The sequence below is a fragment of the Halorubrum sp. SD41 genome (genome assembly GCF_058630335.1).
This window is the reverse complement of the sequence record NZ_JBZVGZ010000024.1, coordinates 1-21,761: the sequence shown is the minus strand read 5'-3', so window position 1 is coordinate 21,761 and position 21,761 is coordinate 1. Positions and strand designations below refer to the sequence as shown.

The following is a 21,761-nucleotide window of genomic DNA, read 5'->3' as shown; positions in this document are numbered from 1 at the left end:
TTACGGGGCTCTCGCATCCTACCGGTATCGATGGCGTGGCAACCGACGCCGTACACGGCTCCGCTGCTCGTGGCGGCCGTCGCGTCGTTCGCCTTCGCCGCGTACGCGGTCGGGAACCGCTCTCGCGGCGGCCACGCCCTCCTACGGAGCTTCGTCGGGGTCGCGGGCACCGCCGGCGTCTGGTCGCTGGCGTACGCGGCCCAGCTGTCGGCGACGTCGCTCGATCTCACGCTGTTTTTCAACCGCTTCGTCTGGCTCGGCTCCGCCGGCTTAGCGGTGGCCTGGCCCGCCTTCGTCCTCTCGTACGTCGACCGGACCGCGTGGCTCGCCCGCCGCCGCTTCGCGCTCTTCTGGGTCGTCCCCGTCGCGGTCGCTACCGCCGTCTGGACGGTCGGCGTCGACCCGCTGTTCTACGTCGCTCCGACCCTCGTCGACGCCGGCGGCTTCCGGGTTCTGGAGTACGCGCCGACGCCCGCGCTGCTCGGGTTCGTCGGCTACACCTACGGGGTCAACCTGTTCACCTTCGCCGTCCTCGGCTACGCCGCGGTCTCCCGCGACGGCGTGTTCCGCCGGCAGGCCGCCGTCCTCTTCGTCGCCGGCGTCGCGCCGCTGTCGCTCGGCGCGGCCGGCATCGCCGGGCTCGTCGGGCCGGACAACGGGTTCGTCGACTTCACGCCGATCGCCTTCAGCGGGACCTCGGCGCTTTTGGCGTGGGTCGTGTTCCGGTACCGGCTGCTCGACGTCTCGCCCATCGCCCGCGACGCGGTGTTCGCGAACCTCTCCGACGGCGTCGTCGTCTGCGACGCCGACGGCCGGGTGGTCGACAACAACGACCCGGCCGAGGCGCTGTTCCCGGACGCGGAACTCGGCGTCCACGCCGACGAGGCGTTTGAGGACGTCCCGGCGGTCGCCGACGCGGTGGCGGAGGCGGCGTCCGACGACGAGTTCCGCGTGACGGTCGACTGCGACGGCGCCTCCCGGTTCCTGACGGTCGACGTCCACGACATCACCGGGCCGGGGACGACCCGCGGCGGAACGGTCCTGCTGTTCCGCGACGTCACCGAACGGGAAACGCTCCAGCGGCGCTACCGCGCGCTCATCGAGAAGTCGCCGAACGTGATCGCGGTCTGCGGCGAGGACGGCCTGCTCCGGTACGTGAGCCCGTCGATAGAGCGGCTGCTCGGTCACCAGGCGAACGAGGTCGAGGGGCGTCCGGTCATCGACCTTGTCCATCCCGAGGACCGGCGCGAGGCGCAGCAGGCCTTCGAGCGCGCCTTCGAGGGCGCCGAACCGCAGTCGCTCACGCACCGGATCGCGTGCGCCGACGGCAGTTGGCGGCGGTTCGAGACGGTGATCGAACGGCTGTTCGCCGACACGCGCGAGGTCGTCATCACCGCCACCGACGTCACGGACGCCCGGCGGTACGAGCAGCGGCTCCAGGTGTTGAACCGGGTGCTTCGACACGACCTGAAGAACGACACCAACGTCATCGGCGGGTACGCCGACCTGCTCCGCGACCACGTCGACGAGGAGGGCGATCCGTACCTCGACATCATCGACCGGAAGGTGCGGACCCTGACCCACCTCAGCGACCAGGCCCGCGAGATCGACGTCGCGCTCCACAGCGACGCCGGCCGGACCGAGATCGACCTGGCCGCGCTCGTCGATCGCCTCTGCGACTCGCTGGAGTCGTCGTTTCCGGAGGCGACGGTGACGGTGTCGGTCCCGGACTCCGCGGTCGTCTCCGCGGACGAACTCCTGGAGTCGGCGATCCGGAACGTGTTGGAGAACGCCGTCGTCCACAACGACGGCGACGACCCCCACGTGGAGGCGACGGTCGTCGCCGACGGCGACCGGTTCCGGATCGACGTGGCCGACGACGGCCCGGGGATCCCGCCGGTCGAGCGGACGGTGTTCTCGGAGGCGCGGGAGACGGCGCTCGAACACGCGAGCGGCCTCGGCCTCTGGCTCGTCCACTGGATCGTCACGGAGTCCGGCGGCGACCTCGAGATCGACACCCGCGAACCGACCGGGACGGTGGTGCGGATGTGGCTCCCGCGATCGAACGGCGAAAACGGATAACCGGGCTACGCGTGGACGCGCACGACGTGCCCGCCGCAGCCGCACTGCTCGACGTACTCCCAGTCGACGTCGCCGCCGAGTTCCGCGTCGAGCGCCTCGAAGAGGTACTCCTCGGGGTGGCCGTGGTCGCCGTGGGTGACGAGGTTGACGTGGTTGCCGGCGGCCGTGTGTTCGACCGCGTCGATCGCCTGTCGGACGAGCAGGTCGCGGTCGTCGGCGTGTTCCGGGCCTTCGAGGTTCGCGGACCACGAGTTCTCGTGGACGCGATCGGTCACCGGGTCCGCCCCGTGGTCGTGGTCGTGGTCTGATGGCGTGCTCGACATGTCCGATCCGACGCGCTCCGGCCCCGTACGTCTTCGAGCGAACATGTTCGCGGGGAGTCCGGACGCTCGGCCGCGGCGCCCGGACCCGTTCGGGGGGAGCTACATCACCCCGGGGCGCCACGACCGATCCATGAGCCCCGACCCGTTCGACGACGCGGACGAGCGGCTGGACGCCCGCGAGATAGACGGCGAACCGTTCGGCGACATCGTGGCCGCGCTCGACGGCCTCGACGACGGCGAGTCGCTGTGCCTGGTGAACAGCTTCGAGCCGGTGCCGCTGTACGACGTGTTAGCGGAGCGCGGGTTCGCCCACGAGACGGCGGCCCCGGCCGACGACGAGTGGCACGTCGAGATCACGCGCGCCTGAACGAGGGGCGATCGACCGCCCTCCGCAACCTCTTTGCGCGCGGTCGCCGAACCCGGACCCATGAGTCACGGACCCCTTGACGAGGACGCGGTCGAGAGCTACCGCGAGGCCGGCGCGGTGCTGGTCGAGGCGGTGAACGAGGCCCGCGAGATGGTCGAGCCGGGCCGGACCCACCTCGAGGTCGCCGAGTGGACGGAGGACTTCGTGCGCGAGCAGGGGGCCGGCCTCGCCTTCCCGGTCAACGTCAGCGTCGACCCGGAGGCGTCGCACGCGACGCCCGGCCGCGACGACGAGACGGAGTTCGGCGACGAGATGGTGTGTCTCGACGTCGGCGTCCACGTCGACGGCTACATCGCCGACGCCGCGGTGACGGTCGACCACAGCGGGAACCCGGAGCTCGTCGAGGCCGCCGAGATGGCGCTGGAGGCCGCGCTCGACGAGGCCGGCCCGGGCGTCGAGGTCGGCGTCGTCGGGCAGGCGATCGAGGACGTGATCCGCGGGTACGGCTACACGCCCGTGTTAAACCTCTCCGGACACGGCGTCGAGCGCTACGACGCCCACACCGGCCCGACGGTGCCGAACCGCGGGGTCGACCGCTCGGTCGAGCTCGAACCGGGACAGGCGGTCGCCATCGAGCCGTTCGCCACCGACGGCCGCGGGAAGGTCGGCGAGGGGACCGACGAGGAGATCTTCGAGCAGCAGGGGTCCGCGAGCGTGCGCGACCGGCGGGCGCGGCAGGCGCTCGAAGAGATCGAGGGGTTCGACGACCTCCCGTTCGCGGCGCGGTGGCTGGAGACGGACCGCGCGGAGATGGCGCTCCGCCGCCTGAAGCAGGCGAACGCGATCAAGGGGTACCCCGTCCTGAAGGAGGACGACGACGCCCTCGTGAGCCAGGCGGAGCACACCCTCCTGGTCACCGAGGACGGCGTCGAGGTGACGACGGCGGGCATCCACGGCTTCGACGACTGATGGACCGGATCTTCGCGCCGTGGCGGATCGAGTGGGTCGAGCGCGACGCCGACCCGATCGACGGCTGCCCGTTCTGCGTCCTGCCCGGGCGCGAGGACGCCCGCGAGGCGCGAATCGTCGCGCGCAGCGACCGCAACTACGTCCTCCTCAACAACGCGCCGTACAACCCCGGCCACGCGATGGTGATCCCGGACGCGCACGTCGAGGACCCGACCGACCTCGACGACGCGACGCTGCTCGACCACGCGCGGCTGAAGGCGGCGACGCTCGACGCGCTGCGCCGCGACCTGGAGCCGGACGGCGTCAACACCGGCCAGAACCTCGGCGGCGACGCCGCCGGCGGCTCGGTCGACCACCTCCACACGCACGTCGTCCCGCGGTGGAGCGGCGACACGAACTTCATGCCCGTCACCGGCGACACGAAGGTGATCGTGGAGGCGATAGAGCGCACCTACGACCACCTCCACGCCGGGTTCGCCGCCGACGAGAACGTTGTCGATTCGGGCGACGCCGACGCGGGCGACGCCGTCGAACTCGACTTCGACGTCTGAAGCGGCGGTGTCGATTACTTATAAATAAACGACGCGGTGGCGCGTGCCTGCGAGCGGCCGGAGCGAAGCGGAGGCCGCGAGGAGCACGCGCGAGGGAGTCGGCGGTCCGGAGCGAAGCGGAGGACCGCCGACGAGGCTGGGGAGGTGTGAGGTGCGGGGCGGCGCTGTGCGGGGTGGGACTCAAAGGGGCAATCGCGAGGACGAAGCAGGACGACGCAAGGACCGCAAGGAGGGAGCGATAGCGACCGACTGAGGACCGCAGCGAGGCGAGCGAGTCGTCGCGACTGGGGCTTTGGAGGTGTTCGCAGTCGATCTCAGCATCAATTATGTGACTCTATGGAAATGATTACTAAGTAATATATCCTGACCGAGCGTGGTCAGTACAGGGAGCTCACAAATTGCTCGATACATACTACTCGCAGATCGTTAAAACAGAGTATAAACTGACATTCTTTGTTTGAGTAGTCAGTCGCAGGCAGGATACGTGTCTACGGTAGGTTCCCTATCTTCTATGGTGATTGCCAACCCACTTCCGTTTGAGATATCGATTTGTTGAGGATCATACTCTGTACCAGACACGCTGAGTATCACGGAATATGTGCTTTCGGCCTCTAAACGTACATCAATTTGCGTTTGGTCGTCGTCACTGATAGATGGACCCACGCTGTATTCTTCAGACAACACAGTTTCCCGTCTTCTTCAATGAGGATATCAAGATCATACCGCTGGTCGTCTTCGTTAAATATGATAAGAGGAGCAATTCCATTACAGGCGGACTCCTGAGGAGTATCAGTAAAAGACACGCACCCTGAGAATCCAACTGAGAGCATGGCTGTCGTCGATGATAACAACTGACGACGATTCATTCTATATACCGTAGATTTCCGTCGTTATACTCATTTGTTACTTTATGTCCTTTTGTGGCCAGCACTGATAACTCACAGACCGAGGTCGGTCATCACCGATTATCGTCGATCCACTCGCAGAATGCTTCGAAATTCTCCGCACCGGCATCATCAGCAATATCATGGAGCGTTCCAATGCTGATCGAGTCGTGGGCCGGAACAGTCACGGTACGCGTATCTGCGTTCTCATGGCTTTCTGGTGGGTCCCATCGAAGAATCAGGTGATCCCCTGTGGTACGAACGTGCCGAAAACCACCAACGTTCACCAGAACTTTGTACACATCTTCACCGGAAAAATCCCGCGTCACCATCGCTACTGCAAGACATCGGGAAGCTCATCGCTCTGTGACCGAGCGACTTCGGGATCGACGCCGAGATCGCGGATTTCGTCGTCGGTCGGTGCGCGACCCCCGTCGCCTTCGATCGCATCGACGACAGCGTCGAGATTGTCAAGCGCGGCATCCCGGCTCTCTCCCTGCGCAGTCACACCGACCCGGAGGTCGCGAGCCGTCCACTGTCCATCCGGATTCTTCAGTAACCGAATTTCTCTGTCAGGATCGTCTGTGTCGCCCGGATCGGCCCTTGCCATGCGTCTCATTACCCCACCCAAGCGCAAAACATTTCGGGAGCGGCGCTGGCTCATCCTCACGCGTATTTAAAAACTGTCAGATCGCCGAACTCGGGGCGGTCGCCTATCTCTTCTGGTCGACATTAGTACACCAGCTCGCCGGAGATGAACTTCCGGGTGCGCTCGTCGGACGGGTCGTCGAAGATCGACTCGGTCGGACCGATCTCCGTGATCCCGTCGTCGAGCAGCACTGCGACGCGGTCCGCGACCCGTTCGGCCTGGTGCATGTCGTGGGTCGCGACGACGACGCCGATTCCGCGGCCCCGCGCCGCGCCGATCGCCTTCTCGATGACGGCCGTATTCCGGGGGTCGAGGTCAGAGGTCGGCTCGTCGAGCAGGAGGACGTCCGGCTCGTACGCCAGCGCGCGGGCGAACGACACGCGCTGGGCCTCGCCGCCGGAGAGCGAGTCGGCGTGTTGCCCCACCTTCCCGGCCATCCCGACCACGTCGAGCGACTCGTGGACCGCGTCGGCGACGCCGTTCGACCGGACCAGGCCGGCGAGCCCGTCGCGGAGCCGCTCGCCCCACGAGCGGCGGACGCGGAGCCCGTACTCCACGTTGCGGGCCACGCTGGCGTCGAAGAGGCTCGCCTCCTGGAACACCATCCCGATCCGGCGGCGGAGCGCGCGGCGCTCGGCGGTGTCGACCGCCCACGCGTCGGTTCCGTCGAGCGAGACCGTCCCCTCGTCCGGTTCGAGCGAGAGCGCGAGCAGGCGGAGCAGCGTCGTCTTGCCGACCCCGGAGGGGCCGATGACGGCGACGACCTCGCCCGGCTCGACGTCGACGGAGAGCCCGCTGAGGACCGTCTCGTCGCCGTACGACCGCGACCCGTCGGTGACGCGGAGCATCAGCGCTGGACCCCCCGGTCGCCGAAGCGGACGACGACCGCGTTGACGAGCAGCACGAGCGCGACGAGCACGGCGCCGAGGACCATCGCGGTCTCGTACTGGCCCTGGCGTGCCTCCAGTTGGATCGCCGTCGTCAGGGTCCGCGTCTTCGAGATCCCGTCCGCGCTCGTGATGTTGCCGCCGACGATGAGCACGGAGCCGACCTCGCTGATGGCGCGGCCGAACCCGGCCAGCACCGCCGTGGCGATGCCGTACCGCGCCTCCTTCAGCACGACGAGCGCGGCGTCGATCCGGGTCCCGCCGAGGACGCGCGCGGCGTCGCGGACCCCGTCGTCGACGCCGCTTATCGCGGCGAGGCTGATCGCCGTGATCGGCGGCGTCGCGAGGACGAACTGCGACATGACCATCGCCTGCTTGGTGAAGATGAGGTCCAGCGCCCCCAGCGGCCCCTGGTTCGACACCGCGAACAGGACGACGAGCCCGACGACCACGCTCGGGAACCCCATCCCCGTGTTGATCACGGACTTGACGAACCCCTTCCCGGGGAACTCGGTGAACCCCAACACGACGGCGGTCGGGATGCTGACGAGCGTGCTCAGCGTCACCGCGAGGACGCTCACGTACAGCGAGACGAAGATGATGCTCCGAACGTACCCGTCTCTGAACGGGAGGTCGATCAGGGCGAGCGCCTGCCCGTCGCCTCCGCCGAACAGGGCAGGAGTCAGCCGGGCGGCGGGTTCGAACAGCGCCGGCGTCAGCTGTGCGGTCGATTCGAACGGCACGACTACTCGTCCGAGTCGTCGCTACTCCAACCCTCCGGAACGTACTGCTGGAAGTCCGGGTCCTCGGAGACCGCCCTGGGGAAGAACAGCTGCTCGCCGTTCACCTGGTATTCCGAGATGGCCTCCTGGACCTCCGGGCTGGTGATCCAGCCGATGTACGCCATCGCGAGGTCGTAGTTGGCGTTGTCGTGGACGCCGGGGTTGACCGCCATGATCCCGTACGGGTTCGCGAGGATCTCCGGCCCGCCCTCGATCGGGCCCTGAACGAGGATCGTCAGGTCGATCTCCGAGCGCTGCGAAATGAACGTTCCGCGGTCCGACAGCGTGTACGCGCCCTGCTGGTTGGCGATGTTCAGCGCCTCGCCCATCCCGGTGCCGGTCTCCTGGTACCAGTCGCCGCCGGGCTCGGTGCCGGCCGCCTCCCAGAGGTTCAGCTCCTTCGTGTGCGTGCCGGAGTTGTCGCCGCGCGAGACGAACGTCGCCTGTGCCTCGGCGATGGCGGTGAGCGCGCCGGTCGCGGAGCTCATCCCCTCGATCCCGGCGGGGTCGCTCTCGGGGCCGACGATCACGAAGTCGTTGAACATCAGGTCCCGGCGGTTGATCCCGTACCCGTTCCGCATGAATTCGTCTTCGAGCCCGCGGGCGTGGACCATCACGATGTCCGAGTCGCCGTTGCGGGCGGTCTCCAACGCCGCGCCGGTCCCCTGCGCGACGGCGTCGACGGTGACGCCGTACATCTCCTCGAAGTCCGTGTGGATCTCGTTTAAGAGTCCGGTGTCGTACGTGCTCGTCGTCGTCGTGAGCGTCAGCGTCTCGCCGGCGACGCCGATCGACTCCTCGGCGTTTTCGCCGCCGCCGGTCCCGTTTCCGCCGTTCCCGTCGTCGCCGCTCATCGACGAACAGCCCGCCGTGCTCGCGATCGCTCCGGCGCCCAGTGCGGCCACGAACCGCCTCCGTTGTATCGGCATAGATACAACGGTGGGTCGATACCACATATAACTTCCGTGCCGCGGCAAGCGACGGGGCGCGGCCGGTCGAAAACGCCATGACGGCCCGGCCGCATCCTCCGGACATGAGAGAGCCGACCGAAACCGGTCCGGACGCGGCCGCGGGCCGCGGGCGCGCGGCGCTCATCGAGGACGGCGTCGAGTTCGACGGCCGCGACGCGGCGCTGCTGCGCGCGGTCGAGGCGGCGGGATCGGTCGCGGGCGCGGCGTCCGAGCTCGGTCGGTCGCGCGCCCGCGCCCTCTCGCGGATCGAGACCTTGGAGGGCGCCTACGGGACGCTCGTCGAGCGGCGCCGCGGCGGGGAGGGCGGGGGCGGGAGCCGGCTCGCCGCGGCCGGCCGCGCGCTGCTCGACCGCTACGACCGGCTTCAGGCCGTCCTCGCGGCGGCCGCGGCGGTTCCGGAGACGGTGCTCGACGGCACCGTGACGGCCGTCGACGGCGAGCTCGCGGTCGTCGACACCGCGGTCGGGGAGCTGTCGGGGCTTCACGGCGGGGCCGGCGACGGTGCGGACGGCGACGGGAACGATGACGGTGGAGGCGACGGGAGCGACGGAAGCGGCGGAGTCGGCGTCCGCGACGCGGTCCAAGTCCGGATCGGCGCCGACGCGGTCACGGTCAACGACGCGGACAGCGCGGTCGATCCCGACGCGACGAGCGCGCGGAACCGCCTCGACGGGCGGGTCTCGGCCGTCGACCGCGGCGAGACGGTGTCGACGGTCCGGATCGCGGTCGAGGCGGCGGACGCGGTCGACGACGGGGACGCCGTCGAGGTGGCCGCGCTGATCACCGCCGAGAGCGTCGACCGACTCGACCTCGCCCCCGACGACCGGGTCTCGATCCGGTGGAAAGCGACCGCGACGCGGCTGGTGGCGCACGCGGAGTGACGTTCGGGCGCGCTCGGGTACGCTCGGCTTCGGACCGTCGATCCGTGCCACCCGCTCCCGCGCAAGCGAACGGTTTTTGCGTCGACCGACGGGAGAGGTGGTATGGACGAGGACACCCCCGAGGGGGCGACGCCGGGCGGCGACGGGCGCGAGTCCGCCGCCGGCGAGGCGCCGGCGCCCCCCCGGACCGACGGCGGGACCGAGCGCGCGGACGAGCCGACCGAGGAGGTCGCGCTCGACCCGTGGGGGTCGGCGTCGGTCGGGGACTACGCGGACCTGTTCGCGGAGTTCGGCATCGAGGCGTTCGACGAGGTCGACGACGACGTGCCGGACCCGCACTACCTGATGCGGCGGGGCGTCATCTTCGGGCACCGCGAGTACGACGCGGTCGCGGAGGCGATGGCGAACGACGAGCCGTTCGCGGCGCTGTCCGGGTTCATGCCCACCGGCGACCCGCATATCGGCCACAAGCTCGTGTTCGACGAGATCATCTGGCACCAGCAGATGGGCGGCGACGCGTTCGGCCTCATCGCCGACCTCGAAGCCCACTCCGCTCGGGGGATGTCGTGGGACGAGATCGACGAGCACGCGCGCAACTACCTCCTGAGCCTCCTTGCGCTCGGGTTCGACGCCGAGGAGGGGGAGCTGTACCGCCAGTCGGACAACCGGGCGGTCCAGGACCTCGGGTTCGAACTCGGGTCGAAGGCGAACTTCTCCGAGTTCGAGGCGATCTACGGCTTCGACGGCGAGACGAACATCTCGCACATGCAGAGCGTGATCACCCAGACCGCCGACATCCTCTACCCGCAACTCGTCGACGAGCCGAAGCCCACCGTGATCCCGGTCGGCCCCGATCAGGACCCGCACGTCCGGCTCACCCGCGATCTGGCGACCCGGGTGCGCTACTTCAAGGTGACCGAGGCGTTCGCCTCCTTCGAGCTGGACGACGACGAGCGACGGCTCGTGCGGGCCGCCTACGACGCGCTCGCGGCGGACGCCGCGGACTCGGAAAGCGACGTGCGCTGCGAGGACGCCGCCGCGTGGCTCGCGGAGTACGAGCCGCCGGAGAGCGACCGCGAGAGCGTCGACCTCGCGGCCGCGAAGTCGAGCGCGCTCGACAAGCTCGAAGCCGGCGGGAAGGAGCCGCTCCGGCCCCGCGTGCGTTTCTTCGACCGCAACGCGACCGACGAGGCGTTCGAGGCGCTGATCGACGCGGTCGACGGCGAGAAGCGCGTGTTCGAGGGCCACGTCGACGCGTTCGACCTCACCCGGAGCGAGGCCGAATCGGTCGCCCGGGCGGTCGAGATCGACCACGACGGGTTCGGCTTCCGCCAGCCCTCCTCGATCTACCACCGCTTCATGACCGGGCTCACGGGCGGGAAGATGTCCTCGTCGGTCCCGGCGAGCCACATCTCCCTGCTCGACGACCCCGAGGACGGCTACGACAAGGTGAAGGCCGCCACAACGGGCGGCCGCGACACCGCCGAAAAGCAGCGCGAGCTCGGCGGCGAGGCCGACGAGTGCCCCGTCTACGAGCTGTACGCCTACCTGCTCGCGGGCGACGACGACGAGCTCACCAAGACCGTCTACTCCGAGTGCGTCAACGGCGAGCGCCTCTGTGGCGGCTGTAAGGAGCAGGCCGCGGAGCTCATGCGCGAGTTCCTCGAAGACCACCAGGAGAAGCGCGAGGAGGCCGAGGAACTGCTCGACGACCTCGACATCGACCTCGACTCCGACCGGCGCGGCACCGGCGGCGAGCACTGAGGCGTTTCGTGGCCGGGTCGCAGGCCGATTTACACGTCATTTATAAATGAACACTGCGGTGGCGCGTGCCCGTGAGCGGCCGCCATCGGCGGCCGCGAACGGCACCGCGCGAGGGAGTCAGTCGCCCGAAGCGGAGCGAGGGCGACTGACGAGGCTGGGGAGGCGTGAGGCGCTGTGCGGTGCGGGGCGGGACTCAAAGGGGCAGCCGCGAGGGCGCAGTAGGCGACGTAAGCACCGCAGGGAGCGAACGAAGTGAGCGACCGAGGAGCACAACGAGCGTACTGCGTCCTCGCGGCTGGGGCTTTGGAGGCGTCCGCCGCGGATCTACTGTCGGTTGTTTATAAGTAAGCGACTGGGGCTTTGAAGGCGTTCTCCGCCGATCCGCAACCAATTGTTTATAAGTACCAGCGATCGACCTACAGCTCGTTTTTCACGTACACGCCCAGCAGTCCGCCGAGCGCGCTCAATACCACCGAGTAGGCGACGCCGCCCAACACGATGAGAGCCGTGACGAGGACGATCCCGCCGGCCGCGAGGCCGACTTCAAGCGGGAACCCGAAGACGCCCAAGAACGGAAGGATCACCAGGGCGAGCAACAGCAGTCCGACGATCGGGATCGCGGCGATCGCGCCGGAGAGCGCGCCGACGCGTAGCCCGTCGTCGCCATTTAAATACCCGGCGACAGCGCCGCCGAGGAGGGGTGAGACGCCGGTGAACGAGAGGACGGCCGACGCGATCGCGCCGACCACCGCGTTGAGGAGGGTGTTCTCGGTGTCCATGCGCGGTCAGACTCCCGGCGGCGGCATACGTTTTGCGAAGACCGGCGGCGGGGTCGGCTCGCGCCCGGCACGACCGACCGCCGAGCGAGGCGATGGTTTATGGGGCGGGCGCCACCTCTCACGGGTATGAGCGAGGAGGAGACGATCCACGTCGCGGACGTCAGCGAGGGGATCGGCGGCGACGCGACGGCAGAGTCCGGGACGTTCCAGCCCCCTGAAGAGCTATGTAATATCACATGACCAGTACCCAGCATGGACTGGCTTCTCACCCACGGGCGAACAGCGCGCCTGAAATGAGCGAAGCAACCCCGTGGAGGGACGCGGACAACCTCCGGTCGCTGTATATTGAGGAGGATCTCACGACGAGGGAGGTGGGCGAAAAGCTTGGATGTAGCCGCAAGACCGTCGAGAACTGGTTAAAAAAGCACGATATCGAGAAGTCCAAACCTTGGGAAGACGAGGAGCGGCTTCGCTCTCTCCGGCAACAGGGACTGAGCGAAGCCGACATCGCGGACGAGTTAGAGTGCAGTCAGGCAACCGTTCACAACTGGCTAAACGAGTTCGGGATCGACACGAGTCGGACAGGAACGGAACAGCCGTGGCACGACGAGGAGACGCTGCGCGAACTGTACGTCGAGTCGGGGATGACCATGGACGAGGTTGCCTCGCAACTCGGTTGCGGTCGGCAGGCGATAGAGGAATGGATACATCGGCACGATATCGAAACGCGGTCGTACAATCCGGAAACGCCGGCAGCACTTCAGAACGAATCGAAGCTCAGGTCGATGTACCTCTCGGACGGAATGAGTACGTACGCGATAGCGGAACAGCTCGACTGTGCCCCGTCCACAGTTCATAACTGGCTACATGACCACGGAATTGAGACGAGGACGGTCGGTTCACAGCCCGGAGAACTACACCATCGCTGGAAGGGAGGTGTAAACGAGTACTACGGCGACAACTGGGCGAAACAGCGGCGGAAGGCCCTTCGACGAGACGACTACGAATGTCAGAGGTGTGGCATCACGCAGTCCGAACACCGGAACCAAGCTGACATCGGATTAGATGTCCATCATAAAACACCGATCCGTACGTTTCGGTCTCCCGAAGATGCGAACACGTTGGATAACCTCGTAACCCTCTGTCGTTCGTGTCACAACGCCATTGAGCCGCCAAACGAGAACCAAGATGACTGACGCTCAACAACAGATCCCGGTCGGCGTCGATCAGGAACAGGACACAGAACTTTCACTCCCGGTAGTGGAGTTGCTCACCGGACGGGGGTTTATAACAGGTAAATCCGGTTCGGGCAAGAGCAACACCGCTTCGGTCGTCGCCGAGAAACTCCTCGATTCGGCGCTTGGTATTCTCATCGTTGACGTAGACGGTGAATATTACGGTTTAAAAGAAGAATACGAAATTCTCCACGCCGGCGCCGACGAGGAGTGCGACATCGTCGTCTCCCCCGAACACGCCGAGAAGCTCGCGAACCTCGCCTTGGAGCAGAACGTCCCGATCATCTTGGACGTCTCCGGCTACCTCGAAGAGGAGACGGCGAACGAGCTCCTCCTCGAAGTCGTCAAGCAGCTGTTCGCGAAGGAGAAGCGGATGAAGAAGCCCTTCCTGCTCGTCATCGAGGAGTGCCACGAGTACATCCCCGAGGGCGGCGGGATGGACGAGACGGGCAAGATGCTGATCAAGGTGGGCAAGCGCGGCCGGAAACACGGGCTCGGCATCGTCGGGATCAGCCAGCGCCCCGCGGACGTCAAGAAGGACTTCATCACCCAGTGCGACTGGCTCTGCTGGCACCGGCTCACCTGGGACAACGACACGAAGGTCGTCGGGCGCATCCTCGGCTCGAAGTACGCGAGCGCGGTCGAGGACCTGGGCGACGGCGAGGCCTTTTTGATGACCGACTGGGACGAGTCGATCCGCCGGATCCAGTTCCACCGCAAGGAGACGTTCGACGCGGGCGCGACCCCCGGGCTCGACGACTTCGAGCGCCCGGAGCTGAAGTCGGTCTCCAGCGACCTCGTCGGCGAGCTCGAGTCCATCTCCGACGAGAAGGAGCGCCGCGAGTCCGAGATCGCCGACCTCAAACAGGAGTTAGAGAAGAAGGACCGGCGGATCGCCGACCTCGAACGCGAGCTGGAGGAGGCCCGCGACCTGAGCGACATGGCCGACCAGTTCGCGCAGGCGCTGCTGGGGAAGGCCGAGGCGCCGTACCGCGGTGGCGGCGGCCGGACCGCGGGCGTCCCTGAGCGACCCGACGGCGCCCGCGACGGCGACGACGCGGAGAGCCGCGACCAGTCCGTGCTCAAGTCGTACGACGAGGCGGTCGCCGCGACCGAGAAGCGCGCGGCGGACGCGGACGAATCGGAGACCGAGCCCGCGACCGAAGCGGCCGCTTCCGCCGCCGACGGCGGCGCCGCGGTCGACGCGGACGCCAACACCGCGGACCCCGCCGACGCCGCGGACACCGCATCCGCCGATCCCGCGGACGCCGCCGACACCTCGAACACCGATCCCGCGACCGAGGCGGAGGCGGGCCCCCCCGACGAGGTCGACCCGGTCACCCGGGACGACGTCGCCGAGAGCGCGCTCCGGTTCGACGACGCGATCGAGCTCGGAACTCGGGAGGCGGTCATCGAGGAGCTCCGCTCGCGCATCGAGGCGCTCCCGGAGCTCTCGCGCGGGATGCTCCGCCACTACCGCCGCGAGGGGGCCAGCGACCCCGTCGCGGCCCACATCGACGCCGGCGGCGACGGCGACTCCGGGCACGCCTACAGCCGCCACCGACCGATCCGGCGCGCGGGGCTCATCCGCCACGCCGGCCGCGGCAGCTACGCCTACGCGGTCCCCGACCTCGTCCGCGAGGCGTACGCCGACCGCCTCGACGAGGAACAGGTCGACGAGATCGTCCGCGCCGTCGAGACCGTCTTCGTCCCGCCCGCCGAGCTGAACTACCCGCCGGACGCCGACCCGGCCGACGTGGAGGGCGGGACGGTCGCCGACGGTCGCGACGCGACCACGGCGGACGCCGAGACCGCCGACGCCGACGAGACCGAGACTGCCGACGAAACCGAGACTGCCGACGAAACCGAGACTGCCGACGAGACCCCCGACGCCAACGAGACGGAGACCCCGACCGATCCCGGCCTGAGCGACGCCGCGCGGCGGTTCGCCGAGCGCTCGGAGCGCTGATCGCGGTCAGAACGGGAGCGAGAGGTGCTCGCTCGGCACCGCGTTCCGCGCCGTCACCTGCGGGTCGACCACCTGGCTGATCTCCAAGCCGCCGACGAGGCTCGAAAAGAGGTACGCGTCGGTGCGCGAGAAGCCGTGGTCGTGCGCCAAGAGATCCAGCATGTCGCCGTTCGCCAGTTCGACCGCATCCTCCAGCGTCTCGGCGCTCGCGACCGTCTTCACCGCGTCGCCGGTGTCGAGGAGGGGTCGGTTCAGCGAGACGGCGGGATCCTCGATCACCGAGAGCGTCGCGTCGACCTCGACCGCGATCTCGGCGCCGGTCCCGCACATCTCGCCGTCGGCCATCGCGGCCTTCGCGTCGCCCAGCGCCAGCATCGCGCCCTCCTGGAAGACCGGGAAGTAGACCGTCGTCCCGCCGGTCACGTCGGTCGTGTCGAGGTTGCCGCCGTGGTCGTCGGGCGTGAGCGTCGACACCGTCTCCCCGTCCGTGGCGACCCCGATCGTCCCGATCACGGGCTCGATGGGCACGTCGATCCCCTCGAAATCGATTTCCTCACCGCCGCCGTCGACCTCCGTGATCCGCGTCGCGGGGTGGTCGATCTCGGGATCGTCCTGGAGGAGCCCGAACCCGGGCGCGGTGAGCACGCGGCCGCGGTCCTCGGCGACGCGCACGGCCTCGATCTCGACCGCGAGGACGTCGCCGGGGCTCGCGCCCGCCACGGCGATCGGTCCCGTCGCGGCGTTGACCTCCTCCGGAATCGCGTCGAGCAGGTCGTCGTCCGCCTGAATCTCGCCGTTCAGGCTGTCTACCGTCTCGATCGTCAGCGACTCGCCGTCGGCGGCCTCGTAGACCGGGTCCATCTCCGGGCCGAACTCGTAGACGTGGCCGTCGCGATGTGAGACGACTTCTCGTGACATCGACTGCCGCTCCGAACGGCGGAGACAAAAACCCCTGCCGCGGACGACGCGGACGGCCCGGACGGCCCTCGGTCCGCGACGTCGACCGCGCGCTCAGTCGTCCGACTCCGAGCCGCGCGCGCCGTCGTGGTTGAGCAGCGGCGAATCGGGGTTCGCACACCCCGCTCGGCCGCACACGCCGGCGTCGTCGCCGGCGCGCTCGACGCCGCCGGCCAGCGACCCGATCTCCCACTCGACCGCGTGGCCGGTCCCGCGCTCGTGCTCGCTCAGGGCCGTCCGCGCTCGACGGAGGGAGTCGAACGCCGCCTCGTACGAACAGTCGTCACACCGGACGCGGACGCTCGTCACCATACCGCGAGTACGGCCTCGAACGGCCTAACGCCACCGATCTGCGCCCCTCGTCCCGTCGTGCGACGCGGTCGGCGGCCGCGGACTCGCGTCGCTCGCGTCAGTCGCGTCAGTTCTCGGCGGTCGCCGCGGCGCGCTCCGGGCGGTCGTACTTCTCTTCGAACTCGCCGATGAGCTGGCCCATCTTCGCGTACCAGTCGTTGAGCATCCGCTGCATGTCGTCGGCGATCTGCGACGGGTCCGTCGGCCTGTACACGTGGTAGTACCCGCCCTGCTCGTAGTTTATCTGCTCCTTCTGGATGAAGCCGGCCTTGAGGAGCCGCTGAACCGCGCGGTAGGCGGTGGAGCGCTCCCGGTCGACGCGCTCCGCGACCTCGTCGATCGTGAGCGCCTCGTCGGACGACACGAGCGTCTGGTAGCAGTCCTTGTCCAACTGCTTCAGGCCGTGGAAACACTCGAGTAACCCCTCGCACTCCATGTCCCGTTGGAGCTGTTCGGACATCGAATCGGGCATTTTACAACGAACATACGACTCCCGCCGCTAAAAGTGTTGTGTGTGAGATGTACAATTCCGCGCATTTGGTCGGCCCCAGCTCCGAGCGCGGTACAATCGAGCGCGACTCGATCGACCGCGGCTCGGTCGACGGAGACGTCGGCGGCGATTCGGGGTCGCTACTCGTCCGCGTCCGCGCCGGACTCGTCGCCGTCCGCGTCGTCCGCCTCGGAGTCGCCGTCCGCGTCGTCCGCCTCGGAGTCGGCGTCGAGACCGGCCGCCTCGAACGCGGCCGCGACCTCCTCGACCGGGACCGTCCGGAAGCCGTCTGCCTCGGTCACCGTCGCGACCGCGAGGTCCAAGGGCTCGAACTCGTCGTCGTGGGCGGCCAGCGCCGCGACGGCGAGCTCGATGCCGTCCTCCAGCGAGAGGTCGTCGCGCCACTCGTCCTCGAGGTGGCCCTGGATGTCCTGCCGGCCGCCGCCGATGACGGTCGCCTTCCACTCGTTGGGCGTGCCCGAGGGGTCGGCGGCGAACAGGCGCGGCTCGCCGTCGTCGATGCCGCCGATGAGGAGCGCGGCGCCGTAGGGGCGCGTGCCGCCGCGCTGGGTGTTCTCCTGGATGTGGTCGGTGACGAACTTCGTCAGCGTCTCGACGCCGACGGGCTCGCCGTAGCGCAGGCGGTTGCCCTGCGACTGCCGGCGCGCGAGGTCGATCAGCTGGCGGGCGTCGGCGACGTGGCCCGCGCTCGCGGTACCGACGTGGTCGTCGAGCTTGTGGAGCTTCTCGATGCTCTCGGCCTCCATCAGCGACGAGGAGGGGCGGGACATCGCGACGAAGACGACGCCGTCCGTCGTCCGGACGCCGACGCTCGGCGCGCCGCGCGAGACCGCCTCGCGGGCGTACTCGACCTGGTAGATGCGTCCGTCGGGCGAGAACAGCGATGTGCCGCGGTCGTACGCCTGCTGGTCGTTGTTCCCCATCATCGCTCGTCACCCGCTCGCGCGGTGTCGCGTTCGCTCATTGCCCTCTCTTACGTCGGCCCGTTGAAAAAGGGTCCGTAACCGGTACGTCTCGGCGGCCGTCGAAACCCCGAAGTCCCGCGGGTCGTCGGTCGCGAAGGGGCTCTGCGCGGACCCACGTCGCGTCACCGCAAAAGCGGCGCCACGGGGCCGCTTCCGTCGCCGACGGATATATCCACGGCGGTCGCTTAGGAGAGATGACATTGACGCAGACACGAACCACAGCCGCGCTGCTGGCCGCGCTGACGATCCTCGCGGCGGTCGGCGGGGCGTTTGCGGTCGGCGCGGCGGCGGCGGTACCGGACGCGCGGATCACCGTCGGCGAGGTCGGGACGTCTCCGAGCGACCCCACCGTCGGCGAGCGGACGGCGCTGAACGTCACCGTCTCGAACTCCGGCGGCAGCGAGGCGGCGGCGAACGTCACCGAGATCCGCGTCCTGGACGCCGACGGCGAGGTGCTCGACAGCGTCTCCGGCGTGGGCGCCCTCTCCGCGGGCGACTCGCTCGACGCGACGCTGTGGACGGCGTTCGACGAGCCGGGCGCGAAGCGGCTCACCGTCGAGGCGGTGGCGAACCAGTCGACGAGCGGCGAGTTCGTGACGGTCAGCCGCGAGACGGTGATCGAGGTCCGGCCCACCCAGGTCGCGCTCGACCTCCGGACCCGCGCGCTCGACCCCGAGGACCTCCGGAGCGAGGAGGGGAGCGACGGCGCGGCCGGCGACCTCGGCGTCGGCGGCATCCAGGGCATCTTCGGCGGCGGAGGCGGCCTCGACACGGGCGACGGGAGCGGCGAGGGCGACTCGCCGCCGGTCGCCGACTCGCCCGTCGAGGTGACCGTGGTCAACACCGGCACGACGACCGCCGACCGCGTCAGCCTCCGCGCGGTCGGGACCGCGGTGGACGGTGACGAACGGACCGTCTCGGTCGGTCCGTTCGTCGTCGAGGACGTGGCGCCCGGCGAGGAGCGGCGGGTGATCGTCGACCTCGGGCCGCTCGACCGGCGATCGGAGGTGACGGTCACCGCGGCGTTCCGCGCCGACACGGACCAGCTGAACGACCGCGGCGCCGACCGCACCGCGGCGGCGACGGTGACGTACCCGGTCCGCGAGGCCGCACCGACCGTGACCGACGCGACCGTGCGGGAGACCGCGGACGGCGTCGTCGTCGACGCCAACCTCGGCAACGCGGGGAGCGGCGAGATGACGGGCGCGGTCGTCTCGGTCGGCGACGCGCCGGGCGTCGAGCCGACGCCGGCGGGCGGCGAGTACTTCGTCGGAACGCTCGGCGCGAGCGACTTCGTCGGGTTCGACCTGTCGACGCGGGTGAACGCCTCCGTCGCCGACGAGATCCCGATCCGCGTCGCCTACACCGAGCGCGGCGTGCGGTACACGGAGACCCTGACGGTGGCCGCGCCCGAGCCGGACGATGACGGCGACGGCGGCGGCGCGCTCGGTCGGATCGACGTCGGCGGCGTGGGCGTCACGGGCGCGGTCGCGAGCGGCCTCGCGCTCGTCGGCCTCGCCGGCGCGGTCGGCGTCGCGGTCAGGACCGGACGCATCGGCGGCTCGACGGGGCGGCGGCGCGACGGGTCGGCGCCGTGAGCGGCGACGCCGCGGACCGACGGACGGACGAGCCCGCGGGAGACGGCGGGGACGCCGCCGGGAGCGACGGCTTCGGCGTCGCGCTCGAGGGCGTGGTCAAGCGCTACACGAGCGGGGGCGGCGAGCCGGTCGTCGCGCTCGACGACGTCGACTTCGCGGTGCGGCCCGGCGAGTTCGTCGCGGTCGTCGGCCCGAGCGGCTCCGGGAAATCGACGCTTTTGAACGTGCTCGGGCTGCTCGACGACCCGACGGCGGGCCGGCGACTGCTCGACGGCACCGACGTGACGAACCTCTCCGTGGCCGAGCGGACGCGGGCGCGCAAGGAGTCGATCGGGTTCGTCTTCCAGGACTTCCACCTGCTGCCGACGCTGACCGCGGTCGAGAACGTCGCGATGCCGACCGCGTTCGACCCCGGCGACGCGAGCGACCGGGCGGCGGACCTCCTCGCGCGGTTCGGGCTCGGCGACCGGCTCGACCACGAGCCGAGCGAGCTGTCGGGCGGGCAGAAGCAGCGCGTCGCCATCGCCCGGGCGCTGATCAACGAGCCCGCCGTGCTGCTTGCGGACGAGCCGACGGGGAACCTCGACACCGAGACGGGGGAGGCCATCCTCGCGGAGTTCGAGCGCGTCAAGGCCGAGGGGGTCGCCGTCGTCGCGGTGACGCACGACCCGCTCGTCGAGGAGTACGCCGACCGCGTCGTCGACCTCACCGACGGGAAGATGACCGGCGGACTGCCGGACGACGGCGCGGGCGAGGACTCGGAGGCGAGCGACGAGCGCGAACCGGCGCGGTCCGCGACGCCGGCTTCGCCGGAGGTCACCGATGAGCGGTGAGGACCGTCGCGCGGGGGGACCCGCCGGCTGGCTTCGCGGATGGCGACCCGCGGTGTCGATGGCCTCGCGGAACCTGCGCCGGAACCGAGTGCGGACCGTCCTCGCGGTGCTGGGCGTCTGTATCGGCGTGCTCGCGGTCGCGGCGCTCGGAATCTTCGGGAACGTGTTAGCGCTGGGCGCCGACGACGCCATCGGCGACATCGGGACGCAGGTCGTCGTCTCGCCGAACGCGGACGCGGGCGTGGAGTCGCTGTCGCAGGCGGACGTGGCGTCGATCCGCCGCGCGGTCGGCGAGCCGGCCGTCGTCCCGCTGTACTCCGACAGCGCCACGGTCGCGCGGCAGGGCGACCAGACGTTCGCGACGGTGTACGGCGTCGAGAGGCCCGCACTGGCGTACGAGGCGGCGGAGGGGCGGCTCCCCGAGCGCCACCGGCAGGGCGCGATCCTCGGCGCGGGGATCGCGGCGGACCTCGACGCCGGCGCGGGCGACACCGTCGAGATCGCGGGCTCGCAGGTGCGGGTGATCGCCGTGCTGGTCGAGAGCCAGACGTTCAGCCCGGTGGCGCCCGACGACGCGGTCTTCCTGCCGGAGTCGGCGTTCTCGGCGGACGGCTACGCGCAGGCGCTCGTGATCTCCGACTCGGGCGCCGAGGCGCGCGCCGCGGCGGACGCGATCCGGGAAGAGGTGAACGCCCGCGAGGAGCGCGTCGACCTGTTCGAGCTGGCCGCCCTCGTCGACGAGATCAACGAGTTCTTCGACCTGCTCTCGACGTTCCTGCTCGGGCTCGGCGCCATCTCGCTCGTCGTCGCCGGCGTCTCGATCCTCAACGTGATGCTGATGAGCACCGTCGAGCGGAGACAGGAGATCGGCGTGATGCGCGCCGTGGGCGTCGCCCGCCGCGACGTGCTGCGCGTCCTGCTCGCGGAGGCCGGGCTTATCGGCGCGGCCGGCGCGGCGGCCGGCACCCTGCTCACGGTCCTGCTCGTCGCGGGCCTCGTCCTCGCGACGTCCGCGGTCGACGCCGCGCTCGTGCTCGACCCGACGAACGGGTACTACCTCCTCTTGGCGCTCGTGTTCGGCGTCGGCGTCGGGATCGTCAGCGGCGCGTACCCCGCGTGGAAGGCGGCCAACGAGCGGCCGGTGGAGGCGCTGCGGAACTGATTCTGTGGGGTGGCCGATGATCCGAACCGTCTCGACTATTTAAAAGCCGACCGGCGCGCCGGCGAGCGCCCGGAGGGCGCGAGCCGACCGCGAGGGAGTCGGTGGCCCGGAGCGAAGCGGAGGGCCACCGACGAGGCTGGGGAGGCGCGAGGCTGCGGTGCTGTGCGTTCCCGCGAGCAGGGAGGGACCGAAGGTCCCTCTGGCAGCCCGGGCAAAGAGCCGGCGAAGGAGGGGGCGGGGGCAAGGGAGGCGCCGCCCCGGCAGGGAAAAGAGGGAGACAGCAAGACCGGC

The 21,761-nt window shown here is 69.3% G+C and carries 23 protein-coding genes; 12 read left to right on the top strand and 11 right to left on the bottom strand.

Features of this window, described 5'->3' with window-relative positions:
* Positions 1–30: 30 nt before the first annotated feature.
* Complete coding sequence (locus AC4NMM_RS11975) at positions 31–2,082, top strand: histidine kinase N-terminal 7TM domain-containing protein (protein ID WP_491924354.1); 2,052 nt, start codon at positions 31–33, stop codon at positions 2,080–2,082.
* Positions 2,083–2,087: 5 nt separating this feature from the next.
* Here AC4NMM_RS11975 and AC4NMM_RS11970 read toward each other — a convergent pair whose 3' ends face one another.
* A complete protein-coding gene (locus AC4NMM_RS11970) occupies positions 2,088–2,405 on the bottom strand; it encodes a CGCGG family putative rSAM-modified RiPP protein (RefSeq protein WP_096395036.1) in 318 nt (105 codons plus the stop codon).
* 130 nt (positions 2,406–2,535) lie between these two features.
* Between AC4NMM_RS11970 and AC4NMM_RS11965 the strand changes: the two genes are divergently transcribed.
* The 4 genes from AC4NMM_RS11965 (at position 2,536) to AC4NMM_RS11950 (ending at position 5,104) form a co-directional block, all read left to right on the top strand.
* On the top strand, positions 2,536–2,772 hold the full coding sequence (locus tag AC4NMM_RS11965) for a DUF2249 domain-containing protein (RefSeq protein ID WP_096395034.1): 237 nt from the start codon (positions 2,536–2,538) through the stop codon (positions 2,770–2,772).
* Between the two features lie 60 nt (positions 2,773–2,832).
* Positions 2,833–3,741: a type II methionyl aminopeptidase gene (gene map, locus AC4NMM_RS11960; RefSeq protein WP_096395033.1), complete on the top strand. Its 909-nt coding sequence runs from the start codon at positions 2,833–2,835 to the stop codon at positions 3,739–3,741.
* Positions 3,741–4,292 carry an HIT family protein gene (locus AC4NMM_RS11955; protein ID WP_491924353.1) on the top strand — a complete coding sequence of 184 codons (552 nt, stop codon included), beginning with the start codon at positions 3,741–3,743 and terminating at the stop codon, positions 4,290–4,292. The genes map and AC4NMM_RS11955 overlap by 1 nt, the downstream gene beginning before the upstream one ends.
* A 653-nt stretch (positions 4,293–4,945) precedes the next feature.
* The gene (locus AC4NMM_RS11950; protein ID WP_491924352.1) at positions 4,946–5,104 is read left to right on the top strand and encodes a hypothetical protein; all 159 of its coding nucleotides are present in this window, start codon (positions 4,946–4,948) and stop codon (positions 5,102–5,104) included.
* A 146-nt stretch (positions 5,105–5,250) separates the two neighbouring features.
* Here AC4NMM_RS11950 and AC4NMM_RS11945 read toward each other — a convergent pair whose 3' ends face one another.
* From AC4NMM_RS11945 to AC4NMM_RS11925, 5 genes are all read right to left on the bottom strand, one after another.
* Positions 5,251–5,508, bottom strand: coding sequence for a type II toxin-antitoxin system HicA family toxin (locus AC4NMM_RS11945; RefSeq protein WP_491924351.1), 258 nt, complete (start codon positions 5,506–5,508; stop codon positions 5,251–5,253).
* Between the two features lie 2 nt (positions 5,509–5,510).
* Positions 5,511–5,786: a type II toxin-antitoxin system HicB family antitoxin gene (locus tag AC4NMM_RS11940; RefSeq protein ID WP_096395027.1), complete on the bottom strand. Its 276-nt coding sequence runs from the start codon at positions 5,784–5,786 to the stop codon at positions 5,511–5,513.
* Between the two features lie 122 nt (positions 5,787–5,908).
* Complete coding sequence (locus AC4NMM_RS11935; protein ID WP_096395025.1) at positions 5,909–6,673, bottom strand: ABC transporter ATP-binding protein; 765 nt, start codon at positions 6,671–6,673, stop codon at positions 5,909–5,911.
* Positions 6,673–7,455: an ABC transporter permease gene (locus tag AC4NMM_RS11930; protein WP_172863961.1), complete on the bottom strand. Its 783-nt coding sequence runs from the start codon at positions 7,453–7,455 to the stop codon at positions 6,673–6,675. Before AC4NMM_RS11930 ends, AC4NMM_RS11935 begins: the two co-directional genes overlap by 1 nt.
* Before the next feature lie 2 nt (positions 7,456–7,457).
* Positions 7,458–8,423: an ABC transporter substrate-binding protein gene (locus AC4NMM_RS11925; RefSeq protein ID WP_491924350.1), complete on the bottom strand. Its 966-nt coding sequence runs from the start codon at positions 8,421–8,423 to the stop codon at positions 7,458–7,460.
* Positions 8,424–8,527: 104 nt separating this feature from the next.
* On the opposite strand from AC4NMM_RS11925, the gene AC4NMM_RS11920 reads away from it, so the two are divergent.
* Entirely contained in the window at positions 8,528–9,346 is an 819-nt protein-coding gene (locus AC4NMM_RS11920) for a TOBE domain-containing protein (RefSeq protein ID WP_491924349.1), read from the top strand.
* Between the two features lie 102 nt (positions 9,347–9,448).
* Positions 9,449–11,110 carry a tryptophan--tRNA ligase gene (locus AC4NMM_RS11915; protein WP_096395007.1) on the top strand — a complete coding sequence of 554 codons (1,662 nt, stop codon included), beginning with the start codon at positions 9,449–9,451 and terminating at the stop codon, positions 11,108–11,110.
* A 416-nt stretch (positions 11,111–11,526) separates the two neighbouring features.
* Here AC4NMM_RS11915 and AC4NMM_RS11910 read toward each other — a convergent pair whose 3' ends face one another.
* A complete protein-coding gene (locus tag AC4NMM_RS11910) occupies positions 11,527–11,889 on the bottom strand; it encodes a DUF5518 domain-containing protein (protein WP_096395006.1) in 363 nt (120 codons plus the stop codon).
* Positions 11,890–12,182: 293 nt separating this feature from the next.
* Between AC4NMM_RS11910 and AC4NMM_RS11905 the strand changes: the two genes are divergently transcribed.
* Together AC4NMM_RS11905 and AC4NMM_RS11900 are read left to right on the top strand one after the other, a co-directional pair.
* The gene (locus tag AC4NMM_RS11905) at positions 12,183–13,085 is read left to right on the top strand and encodes a helix-turn-helix domain-containing protein (protein ID WP_197702919.1); all 903 of its coding nucleotides are present in this window, start codon (positions 12,183–12,185) and stop codon (positions 13,083–13,085) included.
* The gene (locus AC4NMM_RS11900) at positions 13,078–15,093 is read left to right on the top strand and encodes an ATP-binding protein (protein WP_491924348.1); all 2,016 of its coding nucleotides are present in this window, start codon (positions 13,078–13,080) and stop codon (positions 15,091–15,093) included. The genes AC4NMM_RS11905 and AC4NMM_RS11900 overlap by 8 nt, the downstream gene beginning before the upstream one ends.
* 6 nt (positions 15,094–15,099) lie before the next feature.
* Here AC4NMM_RS11900 and AC4NMM_RS11895 read toward each other — a convergent pair whose 3' ends face one another.
* The 4 genes from AC4NMM_RS11895 to psmA form a co-directional block, all read right to left on the bottom strand.
* Positions 15,100–16,011, bottom strand: coding sequence for an acetamidase/formamidase family protein (locus AC4NMM_RS11895; RefSeq protein ID WP_491924347.1), 912 nt, complete (start codon positions 16,009–16,011; stop codon positions 15,100–15,102).
* A 93-nt stretch (positions 16,012–16,104) separates the two neighbouring features.
* Positions 16,105–16,362, bottom strand: coding sequence for a DUF7542 family protein (locus AC4NMM_RS11890; RefSeq protein ID WP_491924346.1), 258 nt, complete (start codon positions 16,360–16,362; stop codon positions 16,105–16,107).
* 106 nt (positions 16,363–16,468) lie between these two features.
* Positions 16,469–16,873, bottom strand: a complete 405-nt coding sequence (locus tag AC4NMM_RS11885; protein WP_491924345.1) for a helix-turn-helix domain-containing protein — start codon at positions 16,871–16,873, stop codon at positions 16,469–16,471.
* A 158-nt stretch (positions 16,874–17,031) separates the two neighbouring features.
* Positions 17,032–17,838, bottom strand: coding sequence for an archaeal proteasome endopeptidase complex subunit alpha (psmA, locus tag AC4NMM_RS11880; protein ID WP_491924344.1), 807 nt, complete (start codon positions 17,836–17,838; stop codon positions 17,032–17,034).
* 233 nt (positions 17,839–18,071) lie between these two features.
* On the opposite strand from psmA, the gene AC4NMM_RS11875 reads away from it, so the two are divergent.
* Genes AC4NMM_RS11875 through AC4NMM_RS11865 form a run of 3 tightly spaced genes read left to right on the top strand, consistent with a single transcriptional unit; the run spans position 18,072 to position 21,470 of the window.
* Positions 18,072–19,475: a hypothetical protein gene (locus AC4NMM_RS11875; protein WP_491924343.1), complete on the top strand. Its 1,404-nt coding sequence runs from the start codon at positions 18,072–18,074 to the stop codon at positions 19,473–19,475.
* Positions 19,472–20,308 carry an ABC transporter ATP-binding protein gene (locus AC4NMM_RS11870; RefSeq protein ID WP_394338330.1) on the top strand — a complete coding sequence of 279 codons (837 nt, stop codon included), beginning with the start codon at positions 19,472–19,474 and terminating at the stop codon, positions 20,306–20,308. Before AC4NMM_RS11875 ends, AC4NMM_RS11870 begins: the two co-directional genes overlap by 4 nt.
* On the top strand, positions 20,298–21,470 hold the full coding sequence (locus AC4NMM_RS11865) for an ABC transporter permease (protein WP_491924342.1): 1,173 nt from the start codon (positions 20,298–20,300) through the stop codon (positions 21,468–21,470). The genes AC4NMM_RS11870 and AC4NMM_RS11865 overlap by 11 nt, the downstream gene beginning before the upstream one ends.
* The last annotated feature ends 291 nt before the right edge of the window (positions 21,471–21,761 follow it).

Excerpts from the sequence above, each read along its gene's own strand:
- AC4NMM_RS11900 (WP_491924348.1), top strand. The coding sequence starts at position 13,078 with ATGACTGACGCTCAACAACAGATCCCGGTCGGCGTCGATCAGGAACAG.
- psmA (WP_491924344.1), bottom strand. The coding sequence starts at position 17,838 with ATGATGGGGAACAACGACCAGCAGGCGTACGACCGCGGCACATCGCTG.
- AC4NMM_RS11940 (WP_096395027.1), bottom strand. The coding sequence starts at position 5,786 with ATGGCAAGGGCCGATCCGGGCGACACAGACGATCCTGACAGAGAAATT.
- AC4NMM_RS11975 (WP_491924354.1), top strand. The coding sequence starts at position 31 with ATGGCGTGGCAACCGACGCCGTACACGGCTCCGCTGCTCGTGGCGGCC.
- AC4NMM_RS11935 (WP_096395025.1), bottom strand. The coding sequence starts at position 6,673 with ATGCTCCGCGTCACCGACGGGTCGCGGTCGTACGGCGACGAGACGGTC.
- AC4NMM_RS11910 (WP_096395006.1), bottom strand. The coding sequence starts at position 11,889 with ATGGACACCGAGAACACCCTCCTCAACGCGGTGGTCGGCGCGATCGCG.
- AC4NMM_RS11955 (WP_491924353.1), top strand. The coding sequence starts at position 3,741 with ATGGACCGGATCTTCGCGCCGTGGCGGATCGAGTGGGTCGAGCGCGAC.
- AC4NMM_RS11950 (WP_491924352.1), top strand. The coding sequence starts at position 4,946 with ATGGACCCACGCTGTATTCTTCAGACAACACAGTTTCCCGTCTTCTTC.
- AC4NMM_RS11875 (WP_491924343.1), top strand. The coding sequence starts at position 18,072 with ATGACATTGACGCAGACACGAACCACAGCCGCGCTGCTGGCCGCGCTG.
- AC4NMM_RS11925 (WP_491924350.1), bottom strand. The coding sequence starts at position 8,423 with ATGCCGATACAACGGAGGCGGTTCGTGGCCGCACTGGGCGCCGGAGCG.
- AC4NMM_RS11920 (WP_491924349.1), top strand. The coding sequence starts at position 8,528 with ATGAGAGAGCCGACCGAAACCGGTCCGGACGCGGCCGCGGGCCGCGGG.
- AC4NMM_RS11895 (WP_491924347.1), bottom strand. The coding sequence starts at position 16,011 with ATGTCACGAGAAGTCGTCTCACATCGCGACGGCCACGTCTACGAGTTC.
- AC4NMM_RS11865 (WP_491924342.1), top strand. The coding sequence starts at position 20,298 with ATGAGCGGTGAGGACCGTCGCGCGGGGGGACCCGCCGGCTGGCTTCGC.
- AC4NMM_RS11890 (WP_491924346.1), bottom strand. The coding sequence starts at position 16,362 with ATGGTGACGAGCGTCCGCGTCCGGTGTGACGACTGTTCGTACGAGGCG.
- AC4NMM_RS11905 (WP_197702919.1), top strand. The coding sequence starts at position 12,183 with ATGAGCGAAGCAACCCCGTGGAGGGACGCGGACAACCTCCGGTCGCTG.
- AC4NMM_RS11965 (WP_096395034.1), top strand. The coding sequence starts at position 2,536 with ATGAGCCCCGACCCGTTCGACGACGCGGACGAGCGGCTGGACGCCCGC.
- AC4NMM_RS11945 (WP_491924351.1), bottom strand. The coding sequence starts at position 5,508 with ATGGTGACGCGGGATTTTTCCGGTGAAGATGTGTACAAAGTTCTGGTG.
- AC4NMM_RS11970 (WP_096395036.1), bottom strand. The coding sequence starts at position 2,405 with ATGTCGAGCACGCCATCAGACCACGACCACGACCACGGGGCGGACCCG.
- AC4NMM_RS11915 (WP_096395007.1), top strand. The coding sequence starts at position 9,449 with ATGGACGAGGACACCCCCGAGGGGGCGACGCCGGGCGGCGACGGGCGC.
- AC4NMM_RS11885 (WP_491924345.1), bottom strand. The coding sequence starts at position 16,873 with ATGCCCGATTCGATGTCCGAACAGCTCCAACGGGACATGGAGTGCGAG.
- map (WP_096395033.1), top strand. The coding sequence starts at position 2,833 with ATGAGTCACGGACCCCTTGACGAGGACGCGGTCGAGAGCTACCGCGAG.